At 74.0% G+C, this 19,983-nt stretch carries 19 protein-coding genes and 1 pseudogene; 10 read left to right on the top strand and 10 right to left on the bottom strand.

Annotated features, from left to right (window positions below):
• Window positions 1-332, bottom strand: a 332-nt coding sequence (locus ADL08_RS28500) for a DUF4394 domain-containing protein (protein WP_159043140.1), incomplete at its 3' end; no start/stop codon positions are given.
• A gap of 260 nt (window positions 333-592) precedes the next feature.
• On the opposite strand from ADL08_RS28500, the gene ADL08_RS28495 reads away from it, so the two are divergent.
• Window positions 593-1,237, top strand: coding sequence for a carbonic anhydrase (locus ADL08_RS28495; RefSeq protein WP_053648005.1), 645 nt, complete (start codon window positions 593-595; stop codon window positions 1,235-1,237).
• 133 nt (window positions 1,238-1,370) lie between these two features.
• On the opposite strand, the gene ADL08_RS28490 is transcribed toward ADL08_RS28495, so the two are convergent.
• The 3 genes and pseudogenes from ADL08_RS28490 to ADL08_RS28485 all read right to left on the bottom strand — a co-directional run bounded on the left by ADL08_RS28490 (window position 1,371) and on the right by ADL08_RS28485 (window position 2,804).
• On the bottom strand, window positions 1,371-1,724 hold the full coding sequence (locus ADL08_RS28490; protein ID WP_078968500.1) for an agmatine deiminase family protein: 354 nt from the start codon (window positions 1,722-1,724) through the stop codon (window positions 1,371-1,373).
• Between the two features lie 73 nt (window positions 1,725-1,797).
• A pseudogene (locus tag ADL08_RS38500) lies at window positions 1,798-1,884 on the bottom strand (hypothetical protein); the annotation flags it as partial.
• A 197-nt stretch (window positions 1,885-2,081) separates the two neighbouring features.
• Window positions 2,082-2,804: a TetR/AcrR family transcriptional regulator gene (locus ADL08_RS28485; RefSeq protein ID WP_078968501.1), complete on the bottom strand. Its 723-nt coding sequence runs from the start codon at window positions 2,802-2,804 to the stop codon at window positions 2,082-2,084.
• 175 nt (window positions 2,805-2,979) lie between these two features.
• On the opposite strand from ADL08_RS28485, the gene ADL08_RS28480 reads away from it, so the two are divergent.
• Window positions 2,980-4,716, top strand: a complete 1,737-nt coding sequence (locus ADL08_RS28480) for an amidase (protein WP_053648002.1) — start codon at window positions 2,980-2,982, stop codon at window positions 4,714-4,716.
• 150 nt (window positions 4,717-4,866) lie between these two features.
• Window positions 4,867-5,484, top strand: coding sequence for a hypothetical protein (locus tag ADL08_RS28475; protein WP_053648000.1), 618 nt, complete (start codon window positions 4,867-4,869; stop codon window positions 5,482-5,484).
• A 65-nt stretch (window positions 5,485-5,549) separates the two neighbouring features.
• Here the strand turns inward: ADL08_RS28475 and ADL08_RS28470 are convergent, their stop codons facing one another.
• On the bottom strand, window positions 5,550-6,143 hold the full coding sequence (locus tag ADL08_RS28470) for a TIGR04222 domain-containing membrane protein (protein WP_053647998.1): 594 nt from the start codon (window positions 6,141-6,143) through the stop codon (window positions 5,550-5,552).
• Window positions 6,144-6,552: 409 nt separating this feature from the next.
• Between ADL08_RS28470 and dhaK the strand changes: the two genes are divergently transcribed.
• The 6 genes from dhaK (at window position 6,553) to ADL08_RS28440 (ending at window position 12,928) form a co-directional block, all read left to right on the top strand.
• Complete coding sequence (gene dhaK, locus ADL08_RS28465) at window positions 6,553-7,545, top strand: dihydroxyacetone kinase subunit DhaK (protein ID WP_053647996.1); 993 nt, start codon at window positions 6,553-6,555, stop codon at window positions 7,543-7,545.
• Window positions 7,546-7,592: 47 nt separating this feature from the next.
• Window positions 7,593-8,216, top strand: a complete 624-nt coding sequence (dhaL, locus tag ADL08_RS28460) for a dihydroxyacetone kinase subunit DhaL (protein WP_053647995.1) — start codon at window positions 7,593-7,595, stop codon at window positions 8,214-8,216.
• Window positions 8,213-8,638 (top strand): PTS-dependent dihydroxyacetone kinase phosphotransferase subunit DhaM, encoded by a 426-nt coding sequence (locus tag ADL08_RS28455; protein ID WP_053647993.1) that lies wholly within the window; start codon window positions 8,213-8,215, stop codon window positions 8,636-8,638. The genes dhaL and ADL08_RS28455 overlap by 4 nt, the downstream gene beginning before the upstream one ends.
• A gap of 177 nt (window positions 8,639-8,815) precedes the next feature.
• Window positions 8,816-10,831, top strand: coding sequence for an NADPH-dependent 2,4-dienoyl-CoA reductase (locus ADL08_RS28450; protein ID WP_053647991.1), 2,016 nt, complete (start codon window positions 8,816-8,818; stop codon window positions 10,829-10,831).
• A 96-nt stretch (window positions 10,832-10,927) separates the two neighbouring features.
• The gene (locus ADL08_RS28445; RefSeq protein ID WP_053647989.1) at window positions 10,928-11,467 is read left to right on the top strand and encodes a PadR family transcriptional regulator; all 540 of its coding nucleotides are present in this window, start codon (window positions 10,928-10,930) and stop codon (window positions 11,465-11,467) included.
• A 69-nt stretch (window positions 11,468-11,536) separates the two neighbouring features.
• A complete protein-coding gene (locus ADL08_RS28440) occupies window positions 11,537-12,928 on the top strand; it encodes an FAD-dependent oxidoreductase (RefSeq protein ID WP_053647987.1) in 1,392 nt (463 codons plus the stop codon).
• Window positions 12,929-12,990: 62 nt separating this feature from the next.
• On the opposite strand, the gene ADL08_RS28435 is transcribed toward ADL08_RS28440, so the two are convergent.
• Window positions 12,991-14,331, bottom strand: coding sequence for a DUF2252 domain-containing protein (locus ADL08_RS28435; protein ID WP_053647985.1), 1,341 nt, complete (start codon window positions 14,329-14,331; stop codon window positions 12,991-12,993).
• A gap of 183 nt (window positions 14,332-14,514) precedes the next feature.
• Between ADL08_RS28435 and ADL08_RS28430 the strand changes: the two genes are divergently transcribed.
• Window positions 14,515-15,270, top strand: coding sequence for a GntR family transcriptional regulator (locus ADL08_RS28430; RefSeq protein ID WP_053647983.1), 756 nt, complete (start codon window positions 14,515-14,517; stop codon window positions 15,268-15,270).
• A gap of 67 nt (window positions 15,271-15,337) precedes the next feature.
• On the opposite strand, the gene ADL08_RS28425 is transcribed toward ADL08_RS28430, so the two are convergent.
• From ADL08_RS28425 to ADL08_RS28410, 4 genes are all read right to left on the bottom strand, one after another.
• Window positions 15,338-16,246 carry an ADP-ribosylglycohydrolase family protein gene (locus tag ADL08_RS28425; RefSeq protein ID WP_053647981.1) on the bottom strand — a complete coding sequence of 303 codons (909 nt, stop codon included), beginning with the start codon at window positions 16,244-16,246 and terminating at the stop codon, window positions 15,338-15,340.
• Window positions 16,247-16,319: 73 nt separating this feature from the next.
• Entirely contained in the window at window positions 16,320-17,060 is a 741-nt protein-coding gene (locus tag ADL08_RS28420) for a class I SAM-dependent DNA methyltransferase (RefSeq protein ID WP_053647979.1), read from the bottom strand.
• A gap of 99 nt (window positions 17,061-17,159) precedes the next feature.
• Entirely contained in the window at window positions 17,160-18,692 is a 1,533-nt protein-coding gene (locus ADL08_RS28415; protein WP_053647978.1) for an amino acid permease, read from the bottom strand.
• Between the two features lie 77 nt (window positions 18,693-18,769).
• Window positions 18,770-19,744, bottom strand: coding sequence for a hypothetical protein (locus ADL08_RS28410; RefSeq protein ID WP_053647976.1), 975 nt, complete (start codon window positions 19,742-19,744; stop codon window positions 18,770-18,772).
• Window positions 19,745-19,983: the final 239 nt, after the last annotated feature.

Raw genomic sequence — 19,983 nt, 5'->3', positions numbered from 1 at the left:
GCCTTGTCGTCGAGGGTGTAGACGCCGCCCTTGTCGCCGACGCCGTACAGCTTGCCGTTCTGGACGCGGAAGTCGATCCCCACCAGCCTGCCGTCGCCCTTGAGCCCGCTGATCCTGCCCAGGGACCGGGCGCCGGACGGGTCGGAGACGGCGAACTCCACGAGCCGCTGGTCCGAGGTCAGACCCACGCTCGTCAGACGGTGGTGCGCGGCGCGGTGCTTCGCCCCGAAGGACCCGGCGCCCTCCGCCTCGGCCGAGGCCAGTGCGGGAGAGAGCAGGGAAGCGGCCACCGCGGCGGCGGCCACGGCGGTGGGGACGACTCGGGTACGCACGAGAGGGCTCCGATCGGTCAGCGGTCCGCGCCCTGGTCGGTGCGGATCCGCAGTCCTTTCGGCGCTCCCGCCCGCCGGGGATTGCTGCCTCGTGCCACGACCCCCCGGACGGCCCACAAAAGTCCTACCGACGGGCCCGCGCACCGACCGATCCGGGGTGCCGCGCCCGATCGGAGCCGGTTCCTCCCGGAGGCCGTGTGGGGCACACGTCACCAAGCCGTATGCGGCGGCTCGCGGACGCCGGGCCGTAAGGTGATGCCATGCCTAGAACTTCTCCTTCCGTCGCTCTCGACGCCCTCCTCGCGGGCAACAAGCGTTTCGTCTCGGGCGCGCCCGAGCACCCGAACCAGGACGCGGCCCGCCGAGCGGAGCTGGCCCCTGGACAGGATCCGTTCGCCGTCGTCCTCGGCTGCTCCGATTCGCGGCTCGCCGCCGAGATCATCTTCGACCAGGGCCTGGGGGACCTGTTCATGGTGCGGACCGCGGGGCACGTGATCGGCTCCGAGGTGCTGGGGAGCGTCGAGTACGCCACCAGCGTCCTCGGGGCCCGTCTGGTCGTCGTGCTCGGGCACGACTCGTGCGGCGCCGTCGCCGCCGCCCGTGCGGCGGTCGAGGACGGTTTCGCGGCGAGCGGCTTCGTCCGCGACGTGGTGGAGCGCGTCACGCCGAGCATCCTGGCCGCGCGTGCCGCCGGTCTCACGTCGGACAGCGACGTGATCGACGAGCACATCCGCCACACCGTGGACCTGCTGCTCGACCGTTCCCGTCTCCTCTCCGACCAGGTCGCGGCCGGCGAGGTCGCCGTCGTCGGACTGGGTTACGCGCTTGCCGAGGGAAGCGCCCGCATCGTGACCACGCGCGGCGTCGAGGCCTCGGAGGAGGCCCCGGCCGACCTCGTCGTCTGAGCCGGAGAGAACCGCCGCCTCATGGCCCTCCGGCCCGCCCGACGCGTCGCGGCGGGGTGGCACCACCCCGCCGCGACGTTTTCCGTGGAGGCGGTGACGTGGGGCGTCACCGCACCGGTGGTGGTGGCCGGTGTCAGCGGACGGGCTGCTGGGTGACGCAGTGGATGCCGCCGCCGCCCGTGCCGAGGCGGTCGACGTTCAGCCGCTCGATCACGCGGTCCGGGTAGGGGCGGGCCAGGGTCGCCCTCGCGGCCGTGTCCGCGCGCCGGTCGCCGAAGTGGGCGCTGATCACGGCGTCGTTGCAGAGGTAGGAGTTGGCGTAGGAGGCGAGGAAGTCCGGGTCGGTGGAGCGGATCTTCTCGTGGTCCGGGCCCTTGGGGCGCGTCGTGTCCATCGGGATGCCGTCGGCGGACGTCGAGGCGGACAGGACGCCGTACTGCCGGCGCGCGTCGCGGGCGTGGGCGTCGTCGTCGGACGCGAGGGGCATCTGGACCAGGGCGGGAGTCGGCCTTCTTCAGGTCGACCGTGATCCGGAGCGGGCCGGCCTTGCGGACGGAGGGGACGTTCTGGAAGTTCTGCGCCCAGGCGGCGGCGTTGTCCGGGTCCCGCTGCCGGTTCAGGCCGTGGACCGCGTCGTCGGCGGTCATCGTCCTGCCGTCGTGGAAGCGCACGCCGGGACGCGGGTCGTAGCCCCAGGGGGTGGGGGCGGCCTGGGGGGACCGGAGCAGGCCGCGAGGGCGGCGAGGCAGGTCAGGGCGGCCGTCGTCGCGGCGATCCGTCCGCGTCTGCCGGGCGGGCGGCGCACGCCGGGGGGCCGGCCGGGAGCTGGTGCCGCGCGTCCTCGTCACCCCCGACCGGCGGGACGCAGTTCGCGCCGGAGGGCGGACAGGGCGAACGCGTGTGCGGAGGCCTGCTGCCAGCGGGACCGCCCGAACATCACGTCCTCGGAGAGCCCGCTCAGCATGGCCACGGCCCGGACGGTGAACTCGGGGAGGTCCACGTCCGTGAAGTGCCCCGAGTCCCGGCCCTCACGGAGGATGGCTTCCAGCCGTTCGTCCCAGCCGTCCAGCAGCTCGGTGAGGATCTTCCGGCCCGCTTCGTCGTGGCGCTGGGCCAGTACCTGCGTCCACAGCGCGTAGCGTTCGTCGCCCTGGCGGCGGGGCAGGTAGAAGCGGACGAACAGGTCCAGCTTCTCGTCGGGGGACGCGGCCCGGTCGGCGGCCTCCTGGAACCGGGTCCAGAGGTCCGCCTGGCTCCACGCGAGGACTTCGAGCAGGAGCCGGTCCTTCTTGCCGAAGTGGTAGAGGATGTGCCCGGTGCTCATGCCGGCCCGCGCGGCGATGTCCGACATGCGCGCGGCCGCCGCGCCCTTCTCGGCGATGACGCCGATGGCGGCCCACATGGCCCGCTCCCGCGCCTCGTCCCCGCTGGACTGGCGCTTCCTGTCGATCGGGACCCGGGTCGTGGGCCGCGAGGCGGCGCCGACCTCGATGCCCGCCGACCCGGCCGCGCCTTCCGGCGGGGGGAGGCGGTCGGGTAGCGCGGGCCCGGTCTCTGACGTCGGCATGAGCTCACTTCCGGTCTCGGAAATCCGGGTCCCCAGTCTAGGTTCCGAAAATCTAGACCGTTAGTCTAGACTGAAAATCTAGTTAGAGCGTCGGGGTGCGTGACGACCGGCCAGGCGCGGTCACCCCGACGGCCGGCGGTCCGCCTGCCCTGATCACCACCCGGGAGACACCCACATGACGCGCGGATTCGATGTCGTGGAAACGTGTATCGCCGACCTGCGCACGGCGCTGGAGAAGGGCGAGACGACCGCGGTAGAGCTGCTGGACGCCTACCTCGCGCGGATCGAGGCGTACGACCGGCCCGGTACGGCCACCGCCCTGAACGCGATGGTCGTGATGAACCCGCGCGCCCGGGCCGACGCGGAGGCGTCCGACGCCCGCCGTGCCCGCGGCGAGACGCTGGGCCCGCTGGACGGCATCCCGTACACCGCCAAGGACAGCTACCTCGCCGAGGGGCTCACGGCCGCGTCCGGCTCCCCGGCGTTCGAGCACCTCGTCGCCCAGCACGACGCCTTCGCCGTCGAGCGGCTGCGCGCGGGCGGCGCGGTCCTCATCGGCCTGACCAACATGCCGCCGATGGCGAACGGCGGCATGCAGCGCGGCGTGTACGGCCGCGCGGAGAGCCCCTACAGCGCCGACTGGCTCACCAGCGCCTACGGCTCCGGCTCCTCCAACGGCTCCGGCACGGCGACGGCCGCCTCCTTCGGCGCGTTCGGCCTCGGCGAGGAGACCTGGTCCTCGGGCCGCGCCCCCGCATCGAACAACGCCCTGTGCGCCTACACCCCCAGCCGCGGCGTCATCTCGGTCCGCGGCAACTGGCCCCTCGTACCGACCATGGACGTCGTGGTCCCGCACACCCGCACCATGGCCGACCTGCTCGAACTGCTCGACGTCATCGTCGCCGACGACCCGCACACGCGCGGGGACCTGTGGCGCGCGCAGCCGTGGGTGGCGCTGCCCCCGGCGTCGCGGGTGCGTCCCGCCTCCTACCCGGGCCTCGCACCCGCCGACGCCGGGGCCGCGTCCGCCGCGCTCGCCGGCAAGCGCGTCGGCGTCCCCCGGATGTACATCAACGCCGACCCGGACGCCGGGACGAACCCCGACGGAGGCATCGGCGGCCAGACCGGGCAGCGCATCGACACGCGCCCCTCGGTGATCGCCCTGTGGGAGGCCGCCCGGCGCGACCTGGAGGCCGCCGGAGCCGAGGTGGTCGAGGTCGACTTCCCCGTGGTGTCCCGCTACGAGTCCGACCGCCCCGGAGCACCCTCGCTGCTCACCCGCGGGCTCGTCGGCCGCGATTACCTGGCCTTCGAGATCGAGGACCTGTCCGCCTGGGCCTGGGACGACTTCCTGCGCGCCAACGGCGACCCGGCGCTCTCCACCCTGGCCGACGTCGACGGGGACCGCATCTGGCCCGAGCGGGAGGGCGAGCTGCCCGACCGGTACGAGGGCTTCGACGACACGATCGGCGAGTACCCCCGCTTCGTGCGCGAGCGCCCGTACGCGTCCCTCGCCGACATGCCGCTCCTGGAGCAGGGGCTGCGCGGCCTGGAGGAGACGCGGCGCGTCGACCTGGAGCTGTGGATGGACGGGCTGGGCCTGGACGCGGTGGTCTTCCCCGCGGTGGCCGACGTCGGCCCCGCGGACATGGACGTCAACGCGGCGTCCGCCGACCTCGGCTGGCGCAACGGCGTCTGGGTCGCCAACGGCAACCTGGTCCCCCGCCACCTCGGCATCCCGACCGTGACCGTGCCCATGGGCACCATGGCGGACACCGGCATGCCCGTCGGGCTGACCTTCGCGGGCCGCGCGTACGACGACAACGCCCTGCTGTCCCTCGCGGCGGCCTTCGAGAAGACCGGCAGCCGGCGCACGGCACCGCCGCGCACGCCGCGCCTGCCGGCGGAGTGAGGGGAGCGCACGGCGCCGCGCGCACCACCCCCGCCTGTGGAATATGCGGCGACCGGGCTGCGGGACGCCCCGGTCGTTCTGCATCGTGGTTCCGGGAGGCCCCGGACCGAGGGTCCGGGACGCCCGCGTCGAGGTGGAAGGGGAGTCCTGATGTACGGGCAGCGGAGCGGATGGCGGCGGGATGGTTTCGAGTCGCACGAGGGCACGGTGGGGGTCCTGCTGGCCGACGGCAGTGAGCCGGGACCGGTCGTCTTCGACCTGGGCAGCAGCAGCAACTTCCACGAGTCGACCTCCTGGTGGCACTACAACGGCGAGTTCCGCCGACCGACGGCGACGTCGATGCGGGGCCGGTGCGCGTGCGGCTGGCGCGGGACGAAGACGTATCCGATCGACTGGGAGAGGGTCCGCGAGGACGACGACCCCGACGCCTACGACATCACCGACCCCTACGGGGACTGGGCGGCCCACCTCGACGGGGTCGCCGAGCGGGCGGTGGCCCTGCCCGAGGACCTCGCGGGGCTGCTGCGGCGGGTGCGCGAGCGGCTGGACCGGCTGTGGCTGGAGGAGGACTCGGCGCGCGCGTGCGCGACGATGCTGAGGGCCTGCGGCGAACTGGAGGCGATCGTCACCGAGGTCGGCCCGGAAGCCGCCCGGGCCCTGGCCGGCGAGCAGGACGAGGCGGTGCCCGCGGTCGCCGAGGCCCTCGGCATGACCGAGAAGGCCGCCCGTTCCCGCCTCCGGCATTACGAGCACCTCGCCTGGCGCTGACCGGACGGATCCTGCGGGGAGGGGGTGGGTCGGTGCGCTCCGTCGCGCTCGCTTCCTCGTCGGGGTCAATCACCGCCACCGCCGCCACCTCCGCCGAAGCCACCGTCCGTCGCGCCGCCGTCCGTTCCGTGACCGCGGTCGTCGTCAAGGGCTCTGCCCATGCGGATCAGGATGCGTCCGAGGCCGTCGGGGACGGGGTGCGCGCCGGACGGTCCGCGCCGGGCGGAGCCACGGACAGGCCCGGTGGGACCGTGCAGCACGCAGGCGGGCACACGCCCCGCCGAGACCGCGCTCGCGAGACGCCGTCGTCCGGCCCGGGTGGACCTGAGTCGCCGTCGGCCCACCAGGCCGAGGGAGACCAGACCGTGAGCGAGTTCCTCGACCTCGCACGCGTGCCTGACGGCCTCGATCACCTCCCGCACCGGCTTGCTGCGCGGGCAGGCGGCGACGACTGCACGTTCGACCGGGTGCCCGGGACGCTCCGTTCCGACCACACGCAAGCGGGCGGCCCCCAAGGACAGCACACCACGCCCGGTGAGGAACACGACCGCACTCTCCGCCACCCGCAGGCCCCCGCCGACGAGGTAGGCGTACTGGTAAAGGTCAAGCTCCTCGCCGCCGTTCCCCGCTTCTCCGCGCCGGAACGTCCACGCCGCCATCCCGCGCCCCCCACCATTCGACCGCGCTGCTTCTCCGGCAGCCGACAACACCGACTACCTACCCTTCGAGCCGCTTCGACCAACCGCGAGGAGCCGCGGCGTGGGTTCCGGCCCGGTGCGCCGGCACTGCCGGACGCCGACACGTTCTCGGCCGCTTCCACCCCTGTGCGCGTACGCGGTCGCGCGTCGATAATTCCTCCATGCTGTGCACACGCGAGCGCGTCCTCTCGATCTCGCCCCGGCAGGTCGTCAGGACAGTCGGCACGAGCGCGGCGCCGGTACCGCGCGGAAGCGCCCCTCACCGCCCCTCGCCGTCACGGACCGCCAGGACCGACGACTCTCTCCACCTGCCCTGGACTGCGATAACCCTGCTCGTCCGCTTGCCCGCCAGCCCCATCGGGAGGTATCCGTGAAGATGTTGATCAACGTCCCCGAGACCGTCGTCGCCGACGCGCTGCGCGGGATGGCCGCCGCGCATCCCGAGCTGACCGTGGACGTGGAGCGGCGGGTCGTGGTGCGGCGGGACGCGCCCGTGGCGGGGAAGGTGGCGCTGGTGTCCGGCGGTGGGTCCGGGCACGAGCCGTTGCACGGGGGGTTCGTGGGGCCCGGGATGCTCGCGGCCGCGTGTCCGGGCGAGGTCTTCACGTCTCCGGTCCCGGACCAGATGGTGCGGGCCGCCGCCGCGGTCGACAGCGGGGCCGGGGTGCTGTTCGTCGTGAAGAACTACACCGGGGACGTGCTGAACTTCGAGATGGCGGCCGAGCTGGCCGAGGACGAGGGCATCCGGGTCGCCAAGGTGCTCGTGAACGACGACGTGGCCGTGACCGACGGTCTCCACACGGCGGGGCGGCGCGGCACCGGGGCCACGCTGTTCGTGGAGAAGATCGCCGGGGCGGCCGCCGAGGAGGGGGCTCCGCTGGAGCGCGTGGAGTCGATCGCCCGCCGGGTCAACGGGCGGTCCCGCTCCTTCGGAGTGGCCCTGAGCGCCTGCTCCACCCCCGCCAAGGGCGGCCCCACCTTCGACCTCCCGGACGGGGAGCTGGAGTTGGGCGTCGGCATCCACGGCGAGCCGGGCCGCGAGCGGCGGGCCATGATGACCTCGCGGGAGATCGCGGACTTCGTCGTCGACGCCGTCCTGGAGGACCTGCGCCCGTCCGGGCCGGTCCTCGCGCTGGTGAACGGGACGGGCGGGACCCCGCTCCTGGAGCTGTACGGCTTCAACGCGGAGGTGCAGCGGGTGCTCACCGAGCGCGGGGTGCCGGTGGCCCGGACACTGGTGGGGAACTACGTGACCTCGCTCGACATGGCGGGCTGCTCGGTGACCCTGTGCGAGGCGGACGAGGAGCTGCTGCGCCTGTGGGACGCGCCCGTACGGACCCCCGCCCTGCGCTGGGGACTGTGAGGCGGACGGGAGGACCGACGGATGACGGCACGGGAGTGGGAGGCGGCATGACGGAGACCTTCGGCGCGGAGTTCCTGGTGCGCTGGCTCGCGGCGGTGGCCGGGAGCGTCGACCGCGAGGCGGACCGGCTCACCGAGCTGGACTCGGCCATCGGCGACGCCGACCACGGGGCCAATCTGAAGCGGGGGTTCGCCGCCGTGACCGAGACCCTGGCGAAGGAGCCGCCCGGGACGCCCGGCGCGGTGCTCACCACCGCCGGACGGCAGCTGATCTCCACGGTGGGCGGCGCGTCGGGGCCGCTGTACGGGACGCTGCTGCGGCGCGCGGGGAAGGCGCTGGGCGACGACGGGCGGATCGGGCGGGAGCGGCTCGCGGAGGCGCTCGGTGCCGGCGTGGCCGCCGTGTCACAGCTGGGCGGGGCCCGGGTGGGCGACAAGACGATGCTGGACGCGCTCGTACCGGCCGTGGCGGCGTTGCCGGAGTCGTTCGCGGCGGCCCGCACCGCCGCCGAGGAGGGCGCCCTCGCGACCGTGCCCCTGCGCGCCCGCAAGGGCAGGGCGAGCTATCTGGGCGAGCGGTCGGTCGGGCACCAGGACCCGGGGGCGACCTCGTCGGCCCTGCTGTTCGCCGCGCTCGCCGCCACGGCGGCGGCGGAAGGGGAGGAGGGGTGAGCCGGCCGGGAGCGGGCGGGGCGGGGCCCGTCGGCGTCGTGCTCGTCTCGCACAGCGCGGCGGTCGCGGCGGCGGTGGCCGAGCTGGCCCTGGGACTGGCCGGCGGCGACGGGCCGCCCCTGGTGCTTCCCGCGGGCGGGACCCCGGACGGCGGCCTGGGGACGAGCTCCGAGCTGATCGGCGCGGCGGCGAGGGTCGTCGACCGGGGCGCCGGGGTGGCGCTCCTGGTCGACCTGGGCAGTGCCGTGCTCACCGTGAAGGCGCTCCTCGCCGAGGGCGACGAGCTGCCCGCGAACTCCCGCCTGGTGGACGCGCCCTTCGTCGAGGGCGCGGTCGCCGCGGTGGTGACGGCGAGCGCGGGCGGGGACCTCGACGCGGTGGTGGCGGCGGCCTCGGAGGCGTACTCCTACCGGAAGGCGTGAGCACGGCGGAGGCGGGCGCGGAGTCCCGGGAGTCCGCGCCCCCTGCCCCGGGCGCCCCCGCCCCCACTTCGTTACCGAGTAGTAGACATCACGCCCCGATTTTTCTGCAACTAGTTGCAGAACCTGTGCGGGTCCCCTACAACAGGGGGTGACGATCCTGCGCGAGGAGGCGCCCGCATGACCCCGTACCCGCATCTGCTCAGCCCGCTCGACCTCGGGTTCACCACCCTGCCCAACCGGGTGATCATGGGCTCGATGCACGTCGGCCTGGAGGAGGCCGAGCACGGGTTCGAGCGCATGGCCGCCTTCTACGCCGAGCGCGCCCGCGGCGGCGTGGGCCTGATCGTCACCGGCGGCATCGCGCCCAACGAGGCCGGCCGCCCCTGGGACGGCGGGGCCAAGCTCACCACCGCCGAGGAGGTCGCCGAGCACCGGCTCATCACCGACGCCGTGCACCGGGAGGGCGGCCGGATCGCGATGCAGATCCTGCACTTCGGCCGGTACGCGTACCACCCCGCCCTGGTCGCGCCCAGCCCCCTCAAGGCCCCCATCAGCCCCTTCGCGCCGAACGAGCTGACCGACGCCGAGGTCGAGCAGACGGTCGAGGACTACGTCCGCTGCGCCGAGCTCGCCAAGGAGGCCGGGTACGACGGCGTCGAGGTGATGGGCTCCGAGGGCTACCTCATCAACGAGTTCATCGCCGCCGCGACCAACCACCGCACCGACCGCTGGGGCGGCTCGTACGAGAACCGCGTCCGCTTCCCGCTGGAGATCGTCCGCCGGATCCGCGAGCGGGTCGGCGAGGACTTCATCCTCGTCTACCGCCTCTCGATGCTGGACCTCGTCCCCGGCGGCTCCACCCTGGAGGAGGTCGTCCGGCTGGCCAAGGAGATCGAGGCCGCCGGCGCCACCCTCATCAACACCGGCATCGGCTGGCACGAGGCGCGCATCCCCACCATCGCCACCTCCGTGCCGCGCGGCGCCTACACCTGGGTGACGAAGAAGCTGATGGGCGCGGTCTCCGTCCCGCTCGTCACCAGCAACCGCATCAACACCCCCGAGGTCGCCGAGGAGATCCTCGCCGACGGCCGCGCCGACCTGGTCTCCCTGGCCCGGCCCTTCCTGGCCGACCCGGACTTCGTCGCCAAGGCCACGGCCGGCCGCGCCGACACCATCAACACCTGCATCGGCTGCAACCAGGCCTGCCTGGACCACACCTTCAGCCTGAAGATCACCTCCTGCCTGGTCAACCCGCGCGCCTGCCACGAGACCGAGCTCGTCCTCTCCCCCACCCGCCGCGCCAAGCGGATCGCGGTGGTCGGCGCGGGCCCGGCCGGGCTCTCCTGCGCGGTGTCGGCGGCCGAGCGCGGCCACGCCGTCACCCTCTTCGACGCAGCCGCCGAGATCGGCGGCCAGCTCAACGTCGCCAAGCGGGTGCCGGGCAAGGACGAGTTCGACGAGACCCTGCGCTACTTCCGCGTCCAGCTCGCCGAACGCGGCGTCGAGGTGCGCCTGAACACCCCCGTCACGGCCGCCGACCTGGACGGCTACGACGAGGTCGTGGTCGCCACCGGCGTCTCCCCGCGCACCCCCGCCATCGAGGGCGTGGACCACCCGAGCGTCGTCAGCTACCTGGACGTGCTGCGGGACGGCGCGCCGGTCGGCGAGCGGGTCGCGGTCATCGGCGCCGGCGGCATCGGCTTCGACGTCGCGGAGTTCCTCACGGACGGCGGGGAGGGCGCGAGCCAGGACCCCGAGACGTACTTCCGCCAGTGGGGCGTGGACACCTCGTACGAGAACCGGGGCGGGCTGCGGACGCCCGAGCGACCCGCTCCCCCGCGTCAGGTGCACCTGCTCCAGCGCAAGGACAGCAAGGTCGGCGCGGGGCTGGGCAAGACGACCGGGTGGATCCACCGCACCGAGCTCAAGCACCGCGGCGTGGCCATGGTGGCGGGCGTGACGTACGACCGGATCGACGACGAGGGCCTGCACGTCACGATCGGCGGCGAGGCGCGACTGCTCCCGGTCGACACGGTCGTGCTCTGCGCGGGCCAGGAGCCGCGGCGGGAGCTGTACGAGGAGCTGGTGGCGGCGGGCCGCACGGCGCACCTCATCGGCGGTGCGGACGTCGCCGCCGAGCTGGACGCCAAGCGGGCCATCGACCAGGGCACCCGCCTCGCCGCCGCTCTGTGACCGCCGCGCGGTGACCACCCCGCCGCGACCGTCGTGACCGCCGTGACCGCCCCGGTCACGGCGGTCACGGCGGACCCCCGAACCTAGGATGCGAGCATGTCCCTGCCGCACGCGATCCTCACCGCGCTGCTCGAGAAGCCGTCCTCCGGCCTCGAACTGACGCGCCGCTTCGACAAGTCGATCGGCTACTTCTGGTCGGCCACGCACCAGCAGATCTACCGCGAGCTGGGAAGGCTGGAGCAGGCGGGGCACATCCGCGCGCTGCCCGCCCCGGTGCCCGTCCGGGGGCAGCGGAAGGAGTACGAGGTGCTGCCCGCGGGCCGCGCCGAGCTGGGCGACTGGGTCGCCAGGTCCGAGGATCCGAAGCCGATGCGGTCCGCCCTGCTGCTGCGGATGCGGGCGGCCGCGATGGTCGGCGCGACGGGGCTCAGGCCGGAGCTGGAGCGCCATCTCGCGCTGCACCGGCAGCAGTTGGAGGAGTACCTCGCGATCGAGGACAAGGACTTCCCGGCCGAGCGGCGGAGCACCGGGCCGGACCGGCTGCGCCATCTCGTCCTGCGGGGCGGGATCGACCTGGAGCGGTTCTGGGTGGAATGGCTGGCCGACGCCCTTGCGGAACTGGACCGGGAGGGGTAGCCCCGGCGGGTGGGGGCCGGTGCCGGGCAATACTGGTGCCTGCCGGTTCCACGACACGAAAGGGCGGGTATGACCGACGACTTGGGGCGCCGCGCGACACGTCACGCGGTGGTCATCGGGGGAAGTCTCGCTGGACTGCTTGCCGCACGGGTCCTCGCCGAGCACGCGGAGAGGGTGACGGTCGTCGAGCGCGACCGCTTCCCCGAGGGACCGGAGGCGAGGCCCGGCGTCCCGCAGGGCCGGCACCTCCACGTCCTCGTCGCGGGCGGGCAGCAGGCGCTCGACGAGCTGCTCCCCGGCTTCACGGACGAACTGGAGGAGCTGGGCTCGCCGAAGGTGGGCATCCCGCAGGACATGATCCAGTGGCAGAACGGCAGGTGGTTCCGCCGCTCGCCCGCGACCGCGCACTTCTTCACCGGCCCGCGTCCGCAGCTGGAGTGGCTGGTGCGGCGGCGGGTGCTCTCGGATCCCCGGATCGAGCTGGTCGAGGGGACCGAGACGGTGGGCCTGACCGGGGACTCCTCGCGCGTGCGGGGCGTGCGGCTGCGGGAGCGCGGCGCGGGGGCCGGCGGGGAGACCCGTACCCTGGCGGCCGATCTCGTGGTGGACGCCTCCGGGCGGTCCACGAAGGCCGCGGACTGGCTGGCGGGCATCGGCGCGGAGGCGCCGCACGAGGAGACCCTCGACACGGGCCTCGCGTACGCCACCCGGGTCTACGGGACCCCGTCCGGCGGCCCGGACAGCGACGCGCTCGGCCAGTACATCGTGCCGAACCCCGCGCAGGTGTACGGCGGTGTGGTGCTGCCGCTCGGCGACGGGCGGCACCTGGTCACCCTCTCGGGGCTGCGCGGCGACGAACCGCCCGCCGAGGAGGGCGCGTTCGAGGAGTACGCCAAGCGGCTGCCGCATCCGGTGATCAGCGACTGGCTGGCCCGGGCGGAGCCGGAGTCGCCGGTGTACGGCTTCCGGAAGACCGCCAACGTCCGGCGCCGGTACGACCGTCCGGGGCGCCGCCCGGCCGGGTTCCTCGCCACCGGTGACGCGCTGTGCGCCTTCAACCCGATCTACGGGCAGGGCATGGCGGTCGCCGCGCTCAGCGCGGTCGCGCTGCGCCGGGCGCTCGCCGATCCGAGGCGGACGCCGACGACCCGGGTGGTGCAGCGGGCGCTCCTGGACGCCTCGAAGCAGGCCTGGGACATCTCGGCGGGCGCCGACAAGAAGATGCCCGGGGCCACGGGGGACGCGGCGAGCCCCGGTCCGCTGGACCGCGCGGTCGGCTGGTACCTGGGCCGGGTGCAGCAGCGGGCCGCGGGGGATCCGGCCGTGGGGGCGGCGTTCCGCTCGGTGTTCAGCCTGACCGCGCCGCTGACGTCCCTTTTCGCCCCGTCGGTGGCCCGGGCGGTGCTCTTCGGGCCTCCCGTCGAGTCGCCGGACGGGCCGCCGCTGCGGCGTGACGCGTAGCCCTTCCGGGGGAAGCCCCGGGGGTCCGGGCCGGTGGCGGCCGGCGAAGGCCGCCGTCCGGTTCAGGCGCCCGGGGCCGCCGTGATCATGCCGGCGGCGATGGCCGCGCCGAGCGCCGCGTAGTCGTCGGCGTTCTGGTGGGCGTAGGCGAGGGCGAAGTCGGCGACGGCGTGGTCGAAGACGTCCGAGCCGCCGAGGTAGGCGGCGATGGCGACGCGGTCGCCGGAGCGGGCGTGGGCGCGGGCCAGGGCCCGGCCGCAGAGCCGCGCGTAGTCCCGCAGCATGGCCGGGGACATGGTCTCCACCTCGGCCGAGCCCTTCATGTCGCGCAGCTGGCGCCAGTAGAAGTGGCGCTGTTCGGGTCCGGTCATCCAGCCCAGGAAGATGTCGCCGGCGGCCTGGACGAGCCGCTGGCCGCAGACGACCCGCTGCCCCTGGTGGGGGTAGGCGGTCGGCGCCAGGTACTCCTCCAGGACCGAGTGGCCGGCCTCCTTGATCTGGAGGATGAGCGGGTCGGCCTCGTTCCGGCCTTCGAGGAGGAGGACGAAGCAGCGGGTGCCGACGCTGCCGACCCCGACGACCTTGCGGGCGGCGTCGAGGAAGCGGTAGCGGTCGAGGAGCAGCCGCCGCTCCTCGGCGAGGGAGCTGCGGTAGTCGCTGAAGACCTTGCCGAGGGTGACCCGGTCGATGTCCGTGGTGCGTTCGAGGAGGGGCGGGTCGTCGACGAGGTGCCGGTGACCGGTCGCGTCCGCCTCGGTGAGCTTGGCGAAGGCCTGGAGGCCGGTGCGGCGGCGGGCGCGGGCGAGCCGGTTCTCCAGGCGGGCGCGGTCGCCGCGGCGGACCAGGGCCGGGAGGTCGTCGGCGGCGATCCGCTCGTACCAGACGGTGAGTTCCCCGAGGCCGGCGAGGCGGCGCATGGACGTGCGGTACGACTCGACGGCGACGAGGGCGGCGCGGCGGGCCTTGGTCCTGGTGCCGCCGTTCTGGAGGGCCGCGACGGTGACGCTCGCGGCGAGCCGTTTCACGTCCCATTCGAAGGGGCCGGGGAGGGTCTCGTCGAAGTCGTTCACGTCGAAGAGGAGCGTCCGTTCGGGTGAGGCGTAGACGCCGAAGTTGAGGAGGTGGGCGTCGCCGCACAGCTGGACGGTGAGCCCGGTGTCGGACTGGGCGCCGAGGTCGGCGGCCATGACGGCGGCGGCGCCGCGCAGGAACGCGAAGGGGGAGGCCACCATCCGGCCGTACCGGAGGGGGACGAGATCGGGCAGCCGGTCCCGGGCCTGGCGCTCCAGGACGCCCAGCGGATCGGGGCGCTGGGAGCTGGGTATCCAGCGGCCGTGGGAGGATCGGGAGACGCGCTTGCGGGCCTCCCTGCCCCGTGCGGCGCGCTCCGACGGCGTCGTCATCCGGCCTCACCCGCCTCCTCCGCCGGGGCGGATTCGCCCCCGTCACCTGGAACCTCATTACAAGGCGCAACGCGCGTTTCGGCCACTCTTTCCGGCAGGACTGGCAAAATGGTTTAGACCAATGATAGGAATTGATCACCCATACGGCCCATGCGGTCACGCTGAGCAAAGAAAGGGTTGATCATGGTCGAGCCCGATTCCGGGACGGCGGCGGAAGTGCCGCTCTACCTCCGGGTCGCCGCCGCCCTGCGTGAGGATCTCGCCCAGCGGCGCATCTCTCCCGGCAGCCGGCTCCCTTCGGAGCGTTCGCTGTCCCAGCGCTACCACGTCAACCGGCAGACCGTGCGGAGCGCCCTCCAGCTCCTGCGCGACGAGGGGCTCGTCGTCACCGACCGGCGCGGCACCTTCGCCGCGGGCCCCGGGGCCGAGGCCGGTGCCGAGGCTCCCGCCCCCAGGGTCCACCGGCCGACCTTCCCCGGCGGGCCGCGCGCGGCGGGGACGCTGGTGCGGGCCTCGCTCGCCTGGGAGCCGCCGCCCGTCCCGCTCGCCCCGCGCCTCCTGCTCGCCCCCGGCGAACCGACGCTCGTCCACCGGCACGCGGTGCTCGATCCGCGGGGATCGGCGCTCCAGCGGGCGGTGTCGTGGTTCTCCCGGCCCGCGCTCGCCGAGATCCCCCAGCTGGCCCGCTACCGGCGGGGCCGGGACTGCCGCCAGCAGCCCGACCTGCGGCTGCTCTACCACTGGATGCACCAGGCGGGACTGCGGGTCGTCCACCGGGAGTCGGTGGGCGTGCCGACCGACCCCGGCACGACGGCCGGCGGCACGGCCCGGCTGCTCGTCCACCGGGTCGTCAGCGACCAGCACGGGCACGCCCTGGAGATCACGGACATCGATGTCGCGGCCCGGTCGGCGGCCTGGACCTACGAGTTCAGCGCCTGACCGCGCGGCACGGGTCCGACGGCCCGGGCGCCCGACGCCCGCTCGCGGAGCGGGCGTCCGCCCCTCGCTACGCCACGACCGGGGGCAGCGGTTCACGGGCCGCGTGCCACGCGGGAGGGAGGGCGGCGACGCCGGTGCGGGCGGCGACGACCCCGCCCACGACGGCACAGGTGGTGTCGATGTCGCCGCGCCCGGCGACCGTGACCCACAGGCCCTCGTGCAGGTCGTCGAGGTGCCGCGCCGCACACCACAGGGCGTACGGGACGGTGTCGGGCCCCGACATCCGGTAGCCGGAGCCCAGGACCTCCGCGGCGTGCCGGACCGAGGTGCGCTCCGGCATCCGGGCCGCGATCCGCACTCCCGACCGGACGTCGCTGTCGGGGAGCCGTTCGGCGACCGCCCGGAGGAAGTCCGGTCCGGCCGGGGCGGGGCCGCCCCGGCCGCGGGCCGCCAGGGCCGCGGCGAGGGCGACCGCCACCGCTCCGGCGACCGCCTCCGGGTGGTGGTGCGAGACCGCGCTCTGGAGGGCGGCCTGCTCGGCGGCCGCGTCGAGGTCGGCGGCGTGCCAGGCGCCGAGCGGGGCGGCTCGCATGGCGGCGCCGTTGCCCCAGGAGCCCTGGCCGCCGAACTGTCCGGCGACCACCTCCCGCCAGGACTCGCCCGCGGCGATCCGGCGCAGCACGTCGTGCATCGAGGCCCCGTAGCCGCGGTGGGTGTCCTCGGCGTAGGCCGCCGCGAGGCGCAGGGCCAGGCGGTCCTGGTCGACGGCGCCCCCGCCCTCGACGAGCTCCCGGACGAGGACCACCGCTTGAGCGGTGTCGTCGCTCCACCGCCACAGCGGCTCCGGGGGCGGTGTCCGCGCCTCCAGGGCCGCCGTGCCGTCCCTGCGCAGGATGCCGAACCAGCGGTCGCCGAAGGCGTCGCCGAACGCGAGCCCGTGCAGCGAATCCAGTACGGCGGCAGGCGTATCGTTCATCGGCGCAGTATCGCGGCGCGCCGGTTCTCCGGCACTCCGTTTTCGGAGCCGCCGGACTTCCGGGCCCCCGGTCTCAGGCGGGCTTGCGCCACACGGAGACGTGCTTCGCGGAGTCCTGGGCGAACGGCGACCCGTCCCAGTCCGCGACCCGGCGTTCGAGTTCGAGCCCGGCGATCCGCGCCATCAGGTCGAGTTCGGCCGGCCAGGCGTAGCGGTGCCGGGAGGCGCCGCGGCGGTAGCGGCCGTCGTCGCCGTCGCGGGTGAGGTGGTGCGAGACGAGGACCTGTTCGACCAGGTCGAAGGTGTCGAAGCCGAGGTGCCGCTCGGAGACGTCGAACGGCACCGCGACCTGGCCGGGCGGCAGGAACCGCAGCGGCGGCACGCCCAGCTCGATGACGAACCGGCCGCCGGGCTCCAGGTGACGCGCGGCGTTGCGGAAGCACTCGACCTGCTCGTCCTGCGTGAGCAGGTTCGTGATGGTGTTGTAGACGAGGTAGACCAGGGCGAACCCGCCGGGGACGGTCGTGGTGGCCATGTCCCCGATGACCACGGGGAGCGTGTCCTCGTCGGCCTTGCGCCGCAGCACCGCCGCCATGTGCTCGGACAGCTCGATCCCCACCACCGGCACGCCGCGCTCCCGGAGCGGGACGCCCACGCGTCCCGTCCCGATGGCGAACTCCAGCGCCCGGCCGTCTCCGGCGAGCTCGGCCAGGAGGTCGAGGGTCGGTCCGAGGACGGCGGCCGAGGACATCTCGGTCTCCTCGGCGTCGTAGCGGTCGGCGGTCGCACGGGTCCACAGCTCGCTGCTCGTCATGGACGTCCACTCTGCCGGGCGCCGGGGGCGTTGTCGACGCGTTTGCCTCCCGCCGGACGGGACCCGGGGCCCGTCCGGCGGATCGGGGTCGGACGGGCCCTAGACGATCCCCTCCGCGACGTCCGCCTCCTCGCGGGCCGTGCCGTACGCGGTCGGCGTGCCGTACGAGCGGCGGGCGACGTACCACCAGACGCTGGCCAGAACGAGGACGGCGGCGAGGGCGATGACGGCGTAGTTCATGGTGTCGACCGTCACCGGGGACTTCTGCGGCAGGCAGAAGAGGACGGTCACCAGGGCCACCCAGACGACGGCGGTCCAGCCGATCGGCCTGCTCCAGCGGCCCAGGCTCCACGGGCCGGGGGTGAACCGCTTGCCGGCGCGCAGCCGCAGGTAGATCGGGATGGCGTAGGCGGGCGTGATGCCGATGACGTTGATGGCGGTCACCGCGCCGTAGGCGGTGGCCGAGTACAGCGAGGGCACGGCGATGAGCGCGGCCACGCCGACCGAGAGCCAGACGGCCGGGACGGGGGTCTGGGTGCGGGTGCTGACCTTCCGCCAGAGCGCCGAGCCGGGAAGGGCGTTGTCCCGGCTGAAGGCGAAGACCATCCGGCTCGCGGCGGCCACCTCGGCGTTGCCGCAGAAGAGCTGGGCGACGATCACCACGAGCAGCAGGGCGGTGGCGCCGCCGGAGCCGAGCGCGTCCAGGAGGATCTGGGCGGGCGGGACTCCGGTGGCGCTGTTCTGCGTGGCGGCGTAGTCCTGGATGGCGAAGGTCAGTCCGGCGAGCAGGGCGAAGCCGGCGATCCAGGAGACCCAGATGGCCCGCACGATGCCCTTGGCGGCGGCGACGGAGGCGTTCGAGGTCTCCTCGGAGAGGTGGGCGGAGGCGTCGTAGCCGCAGAAGGTGTACTGGGCCAGGAGCAGGCCGATCGCGGCCACGTAGAAGGGGTTGGCCCACCCGGTGTCGTTGACGAACTCGGTGAAGACGAACTCGGCGGACTGGTGGCGCTCCGGGATGATCGCGAGGGCGCCGACGATGACCGCGACGCCGGCCAGGTGCCACCAGACGCTGACGGAGTTCAGCACGCTGACCAGGCGGACGCCGAACAGGTTCAGGACGGCGTGGAGCAGCAGGATCGCCAGGAAGATGAGGAAGGTGGAGCCGACGGTGGGTTCGAAGCCCCACTGGAGGTTGAGGAAGGCCCCGGTGAAGAGGGCGGCGCCGTAGTCGATGCCGGCGATGGCGCCGAGCAGGCCGAGGAGGTTCAGCCAGCCGGTGTACCAGCCCCAGCGGCGTCCGCCGAGCCGGTCGGCCATGTAGTAGAGGGCGCCGGAGGTCGGGTAGGCGCTGGTGACCTCGGCGAGGGCGAGGCCCACGCAGAGGACGAAGAGGCCGACGCCGGCCCAGCCCCACAGCATGACGGCGGGGCCGCCGGTCCCCAGGCCGAAGCCGTAGAGGGTCATGCAGCCGGAGAGGACCGAGATGACCGAGAAGCTGATCGCGAAGTTGCCGAAGCCGCCCATGCGGCGGGCGAGGACGGGCTGGTAGCCGAGCTCTCTCAGCCTCTCCTCCTCGTCCTGGACGGGCGGTGGCTTGCGTATCGCGTCGGCGGGGGCTTCGGTGCGGGCCATGGGGACCTCCGGGGGACGAACGGTGAGCGGGGAAAGGGGAGTACGGGGAGACGCGGGGAGCGGGGCGGGCGGGGGCGTCAGTCGCCGAGACAGCGGGCGCGGGCCCGCAGGAAGACCTCTTCGGCGAGGGCGCGGTCGTCCGGACGGGCGGTCCGGTGGGCCCACGGCAGCGTCGTGTAGTACGGGCCGAGCGCCTCGAAGACCCGGGTCGCGTCGGCGAAGCGGAGGGCGCCGAAGAGCGCGTGCGCCAGGTGGTTGAGGTCGAGCAGGGAGGCCTCGTCGACGGCGCAGAAGAAGAACCAGGTGTCCAGGGCCCGCTGGGCGTCGCGCACGGCGTCCTCGGCGACCCAGTGGAGGTCGAGGGCGCGCTCGTGGCCGCGCTCGCGCCGGTAGCGCTCGACGCGCACGTAGAGCGGGAGGGCGTGCAGGGCGGAGCCGACGGGCGCGGAGGAGGCGGCCCAGTGGGAGTAGTTGACGGCTTCGGAGAGCGGTCCGGAGCGCCGGGCGTAGACGAACTGGAGCATGCGGTGGTGCGCCTCGCGGTTGTGCGGGTGGCGCTTCTCCGACTCGGCGAGCAGGCCCCAGGGGCCGGGCGGCAGCATGGGGGCCGGTGGGGCGACCCGGTGCTCGGCCATGTGCTGGGGGCCGTCGAGGGCGGCGAGGGCGAGCAGTCCCACCCAGGGCACCGGGTCGGCGGGCGAGCGGTCGACGGCCTCGTGGCAGGCGGCCCTGGCCTCCCGCCAGAGCTGCCCGGCACGGGCGTGGCCGGAGCGGTGGGCCCGTACGGCCCGCTCGACGGCGACGCGGCTGTGCATCACCGCCACGGCGGGGCTCTCCGGCTGCTCGGCGCGCCAGGTGCGGACGACGTCGGTGCCGGCTGCGACGGTGGCGAGGACCTGGGTGCGCCGGGTCCAGGCACCCCAGTCGGCGGTCTCGTCGAGCAACTGGGCCATGGCCACCCAGCGGCCGGTGCGTAAGTCCTGGAGGGCGTGGCGCAGGGCGTGGTCGTGGCCCGCCGGGTGGTAGACGGGCCGGAAGCCTTGGCCGGCCATCAGGGGGCGGGGCGTGGTGTGGGCGGCATGGTTCCTCGGTGGATGGGGAGGGATGGTCAGTCCCTTGGACGGTGTCCCGGCCATTGATCGGCGATCACTATAGAGCGCTCTGGACCCGACCGGTCCTCTTTCTTTTCTGACGACAACTATCAAGCCAACGACTGAATTTGATTTACTGTCAGGTTCGGCCGTGGACCTGACGGGGTCGTCCGGCGAGGCTTGACGACGCCCCGCGCCGA

The organism is Streptomyces sp. NRRL F-6492 (assembly GCF_001280125.1).
Classification (GTDB): domain Bacteria; phylum Actinomycetota; class Actinomycetes; order Streptomycetales; family Streptomycetaceae; genus Streptomyces.
Note: the sequence above shows the minus strand (reverse complement) of the source record. Positions and strands in the feature narration are given on the sequence as shown.

Coding starts and splice junctions, on each gene's coding strand:
- ADL08_RS28410 (WP_053647976.1), bottom strand. CDS start 19,744: ATGGCCGGCCAAGGCTTCCGGCCCGTCTACCACCCGGCGGGCCACGAC.
- ADL08_RS28430 (WP_053647983.1), top strand. CDS start 14,515: ATGGTCGAGCCCGATTCCGGGACGGCGGCGGAAGTGCCGCTCTACCTC.
- ADL08_RS28420 (WP_053647979.1), bottom strand. CDS start 17,060: ATGACGAGCAGCGAGCTGTGGACCCGTGCGACCGCCGACCGCTACGAC.
- ADL08_RS28475 (WP_053648000.1), top strand. CDS start 4,867: ATGTACGGGCAGCGGAGCGGATGGCGGCGGGATGGTTTCGAGTCGCAC.
- ADL08_RS28490 (WP_078968500.1), bottom strand. CDS start 1,724: ATGCCCCTCGCGTCCGACGACGACGCCCACGCCCGCGACGCGCGCCGG.
- ADL08_RS28425 (WP_053647981.1), bottom strand. CDS start 16,246: ATGAACGATACGCCTGCCGCCGTACTGGATTCGCTGCACGGGCTCGCG.
- dhaL (WP_053647995.1), top strand. CDS start 7,593: ATGACGGAGACCTTCGGCGCGGAGTTCCTGGTGCGCTGGCTCGCGGCG.
- ADL08_RS28495 (WP_053648005.1), top strand. CDS start 593: ATGCCTAGAACTTCTCCTTCCGTCGCTCTCGACGCCCTCCTCGCGGGC.
- ADL08_RS28440 (WP_053647987.1), top strand. CDS start 11,537: ATGACCGACGACTTGGGGCGCCGCGCGACACGTCACGCGGTGGTCATC.
- ADL08_RS28415 (WP_053647978.1), bottom strand. CDS start 18,692: ATGGCCCGCACCGAAGCCCCCGCCGACGCGATACGCAAGCCACCGCCC.
- ADL08_RS28445 (WP_053647989.1), top strand. CDS start 10,928: ATGTCCCTGCCGCACGCGATCCTCACCGCGCTGCTCGAGAAGCCGTCC.
- ADL08_RS28470 (WP_053647998.1), bottom strand. CDS start 6,143: ATGGCGGCGTGGACGTTCCGGCGCGGAGAAGCGGGGAACGGCGGCGAG.
- ADL08_RS28480 (WP_053648002.1), top strand. CDS start 2,980: ATGACGCGCGGATTCGATGTCGTGGAAACGTGTATCGCCGACCTGCGC.
- ADL08_RS28450 (WP_053647991.1), top strand. CDS start 8,816: ATGACCCCGTACCCGCATCTGCTCAGCCCGCTCGACCTCGGGTTCACC.
- ADL08_RS28435 (WP_053647985.1), bottom strand. CDS start 14,331: ATGACGACGCCGTCGGAGCGCGCCGCACGGGGCAGGGAGGCCCGCAAG.
- ADL08_RS28485 (WP_078968501.1), bottom strand. CDS start 2,804: ATGCCGACGTCAGAGACCGGGCCCGCGCTACCCGACCGCCTCCCCCCG.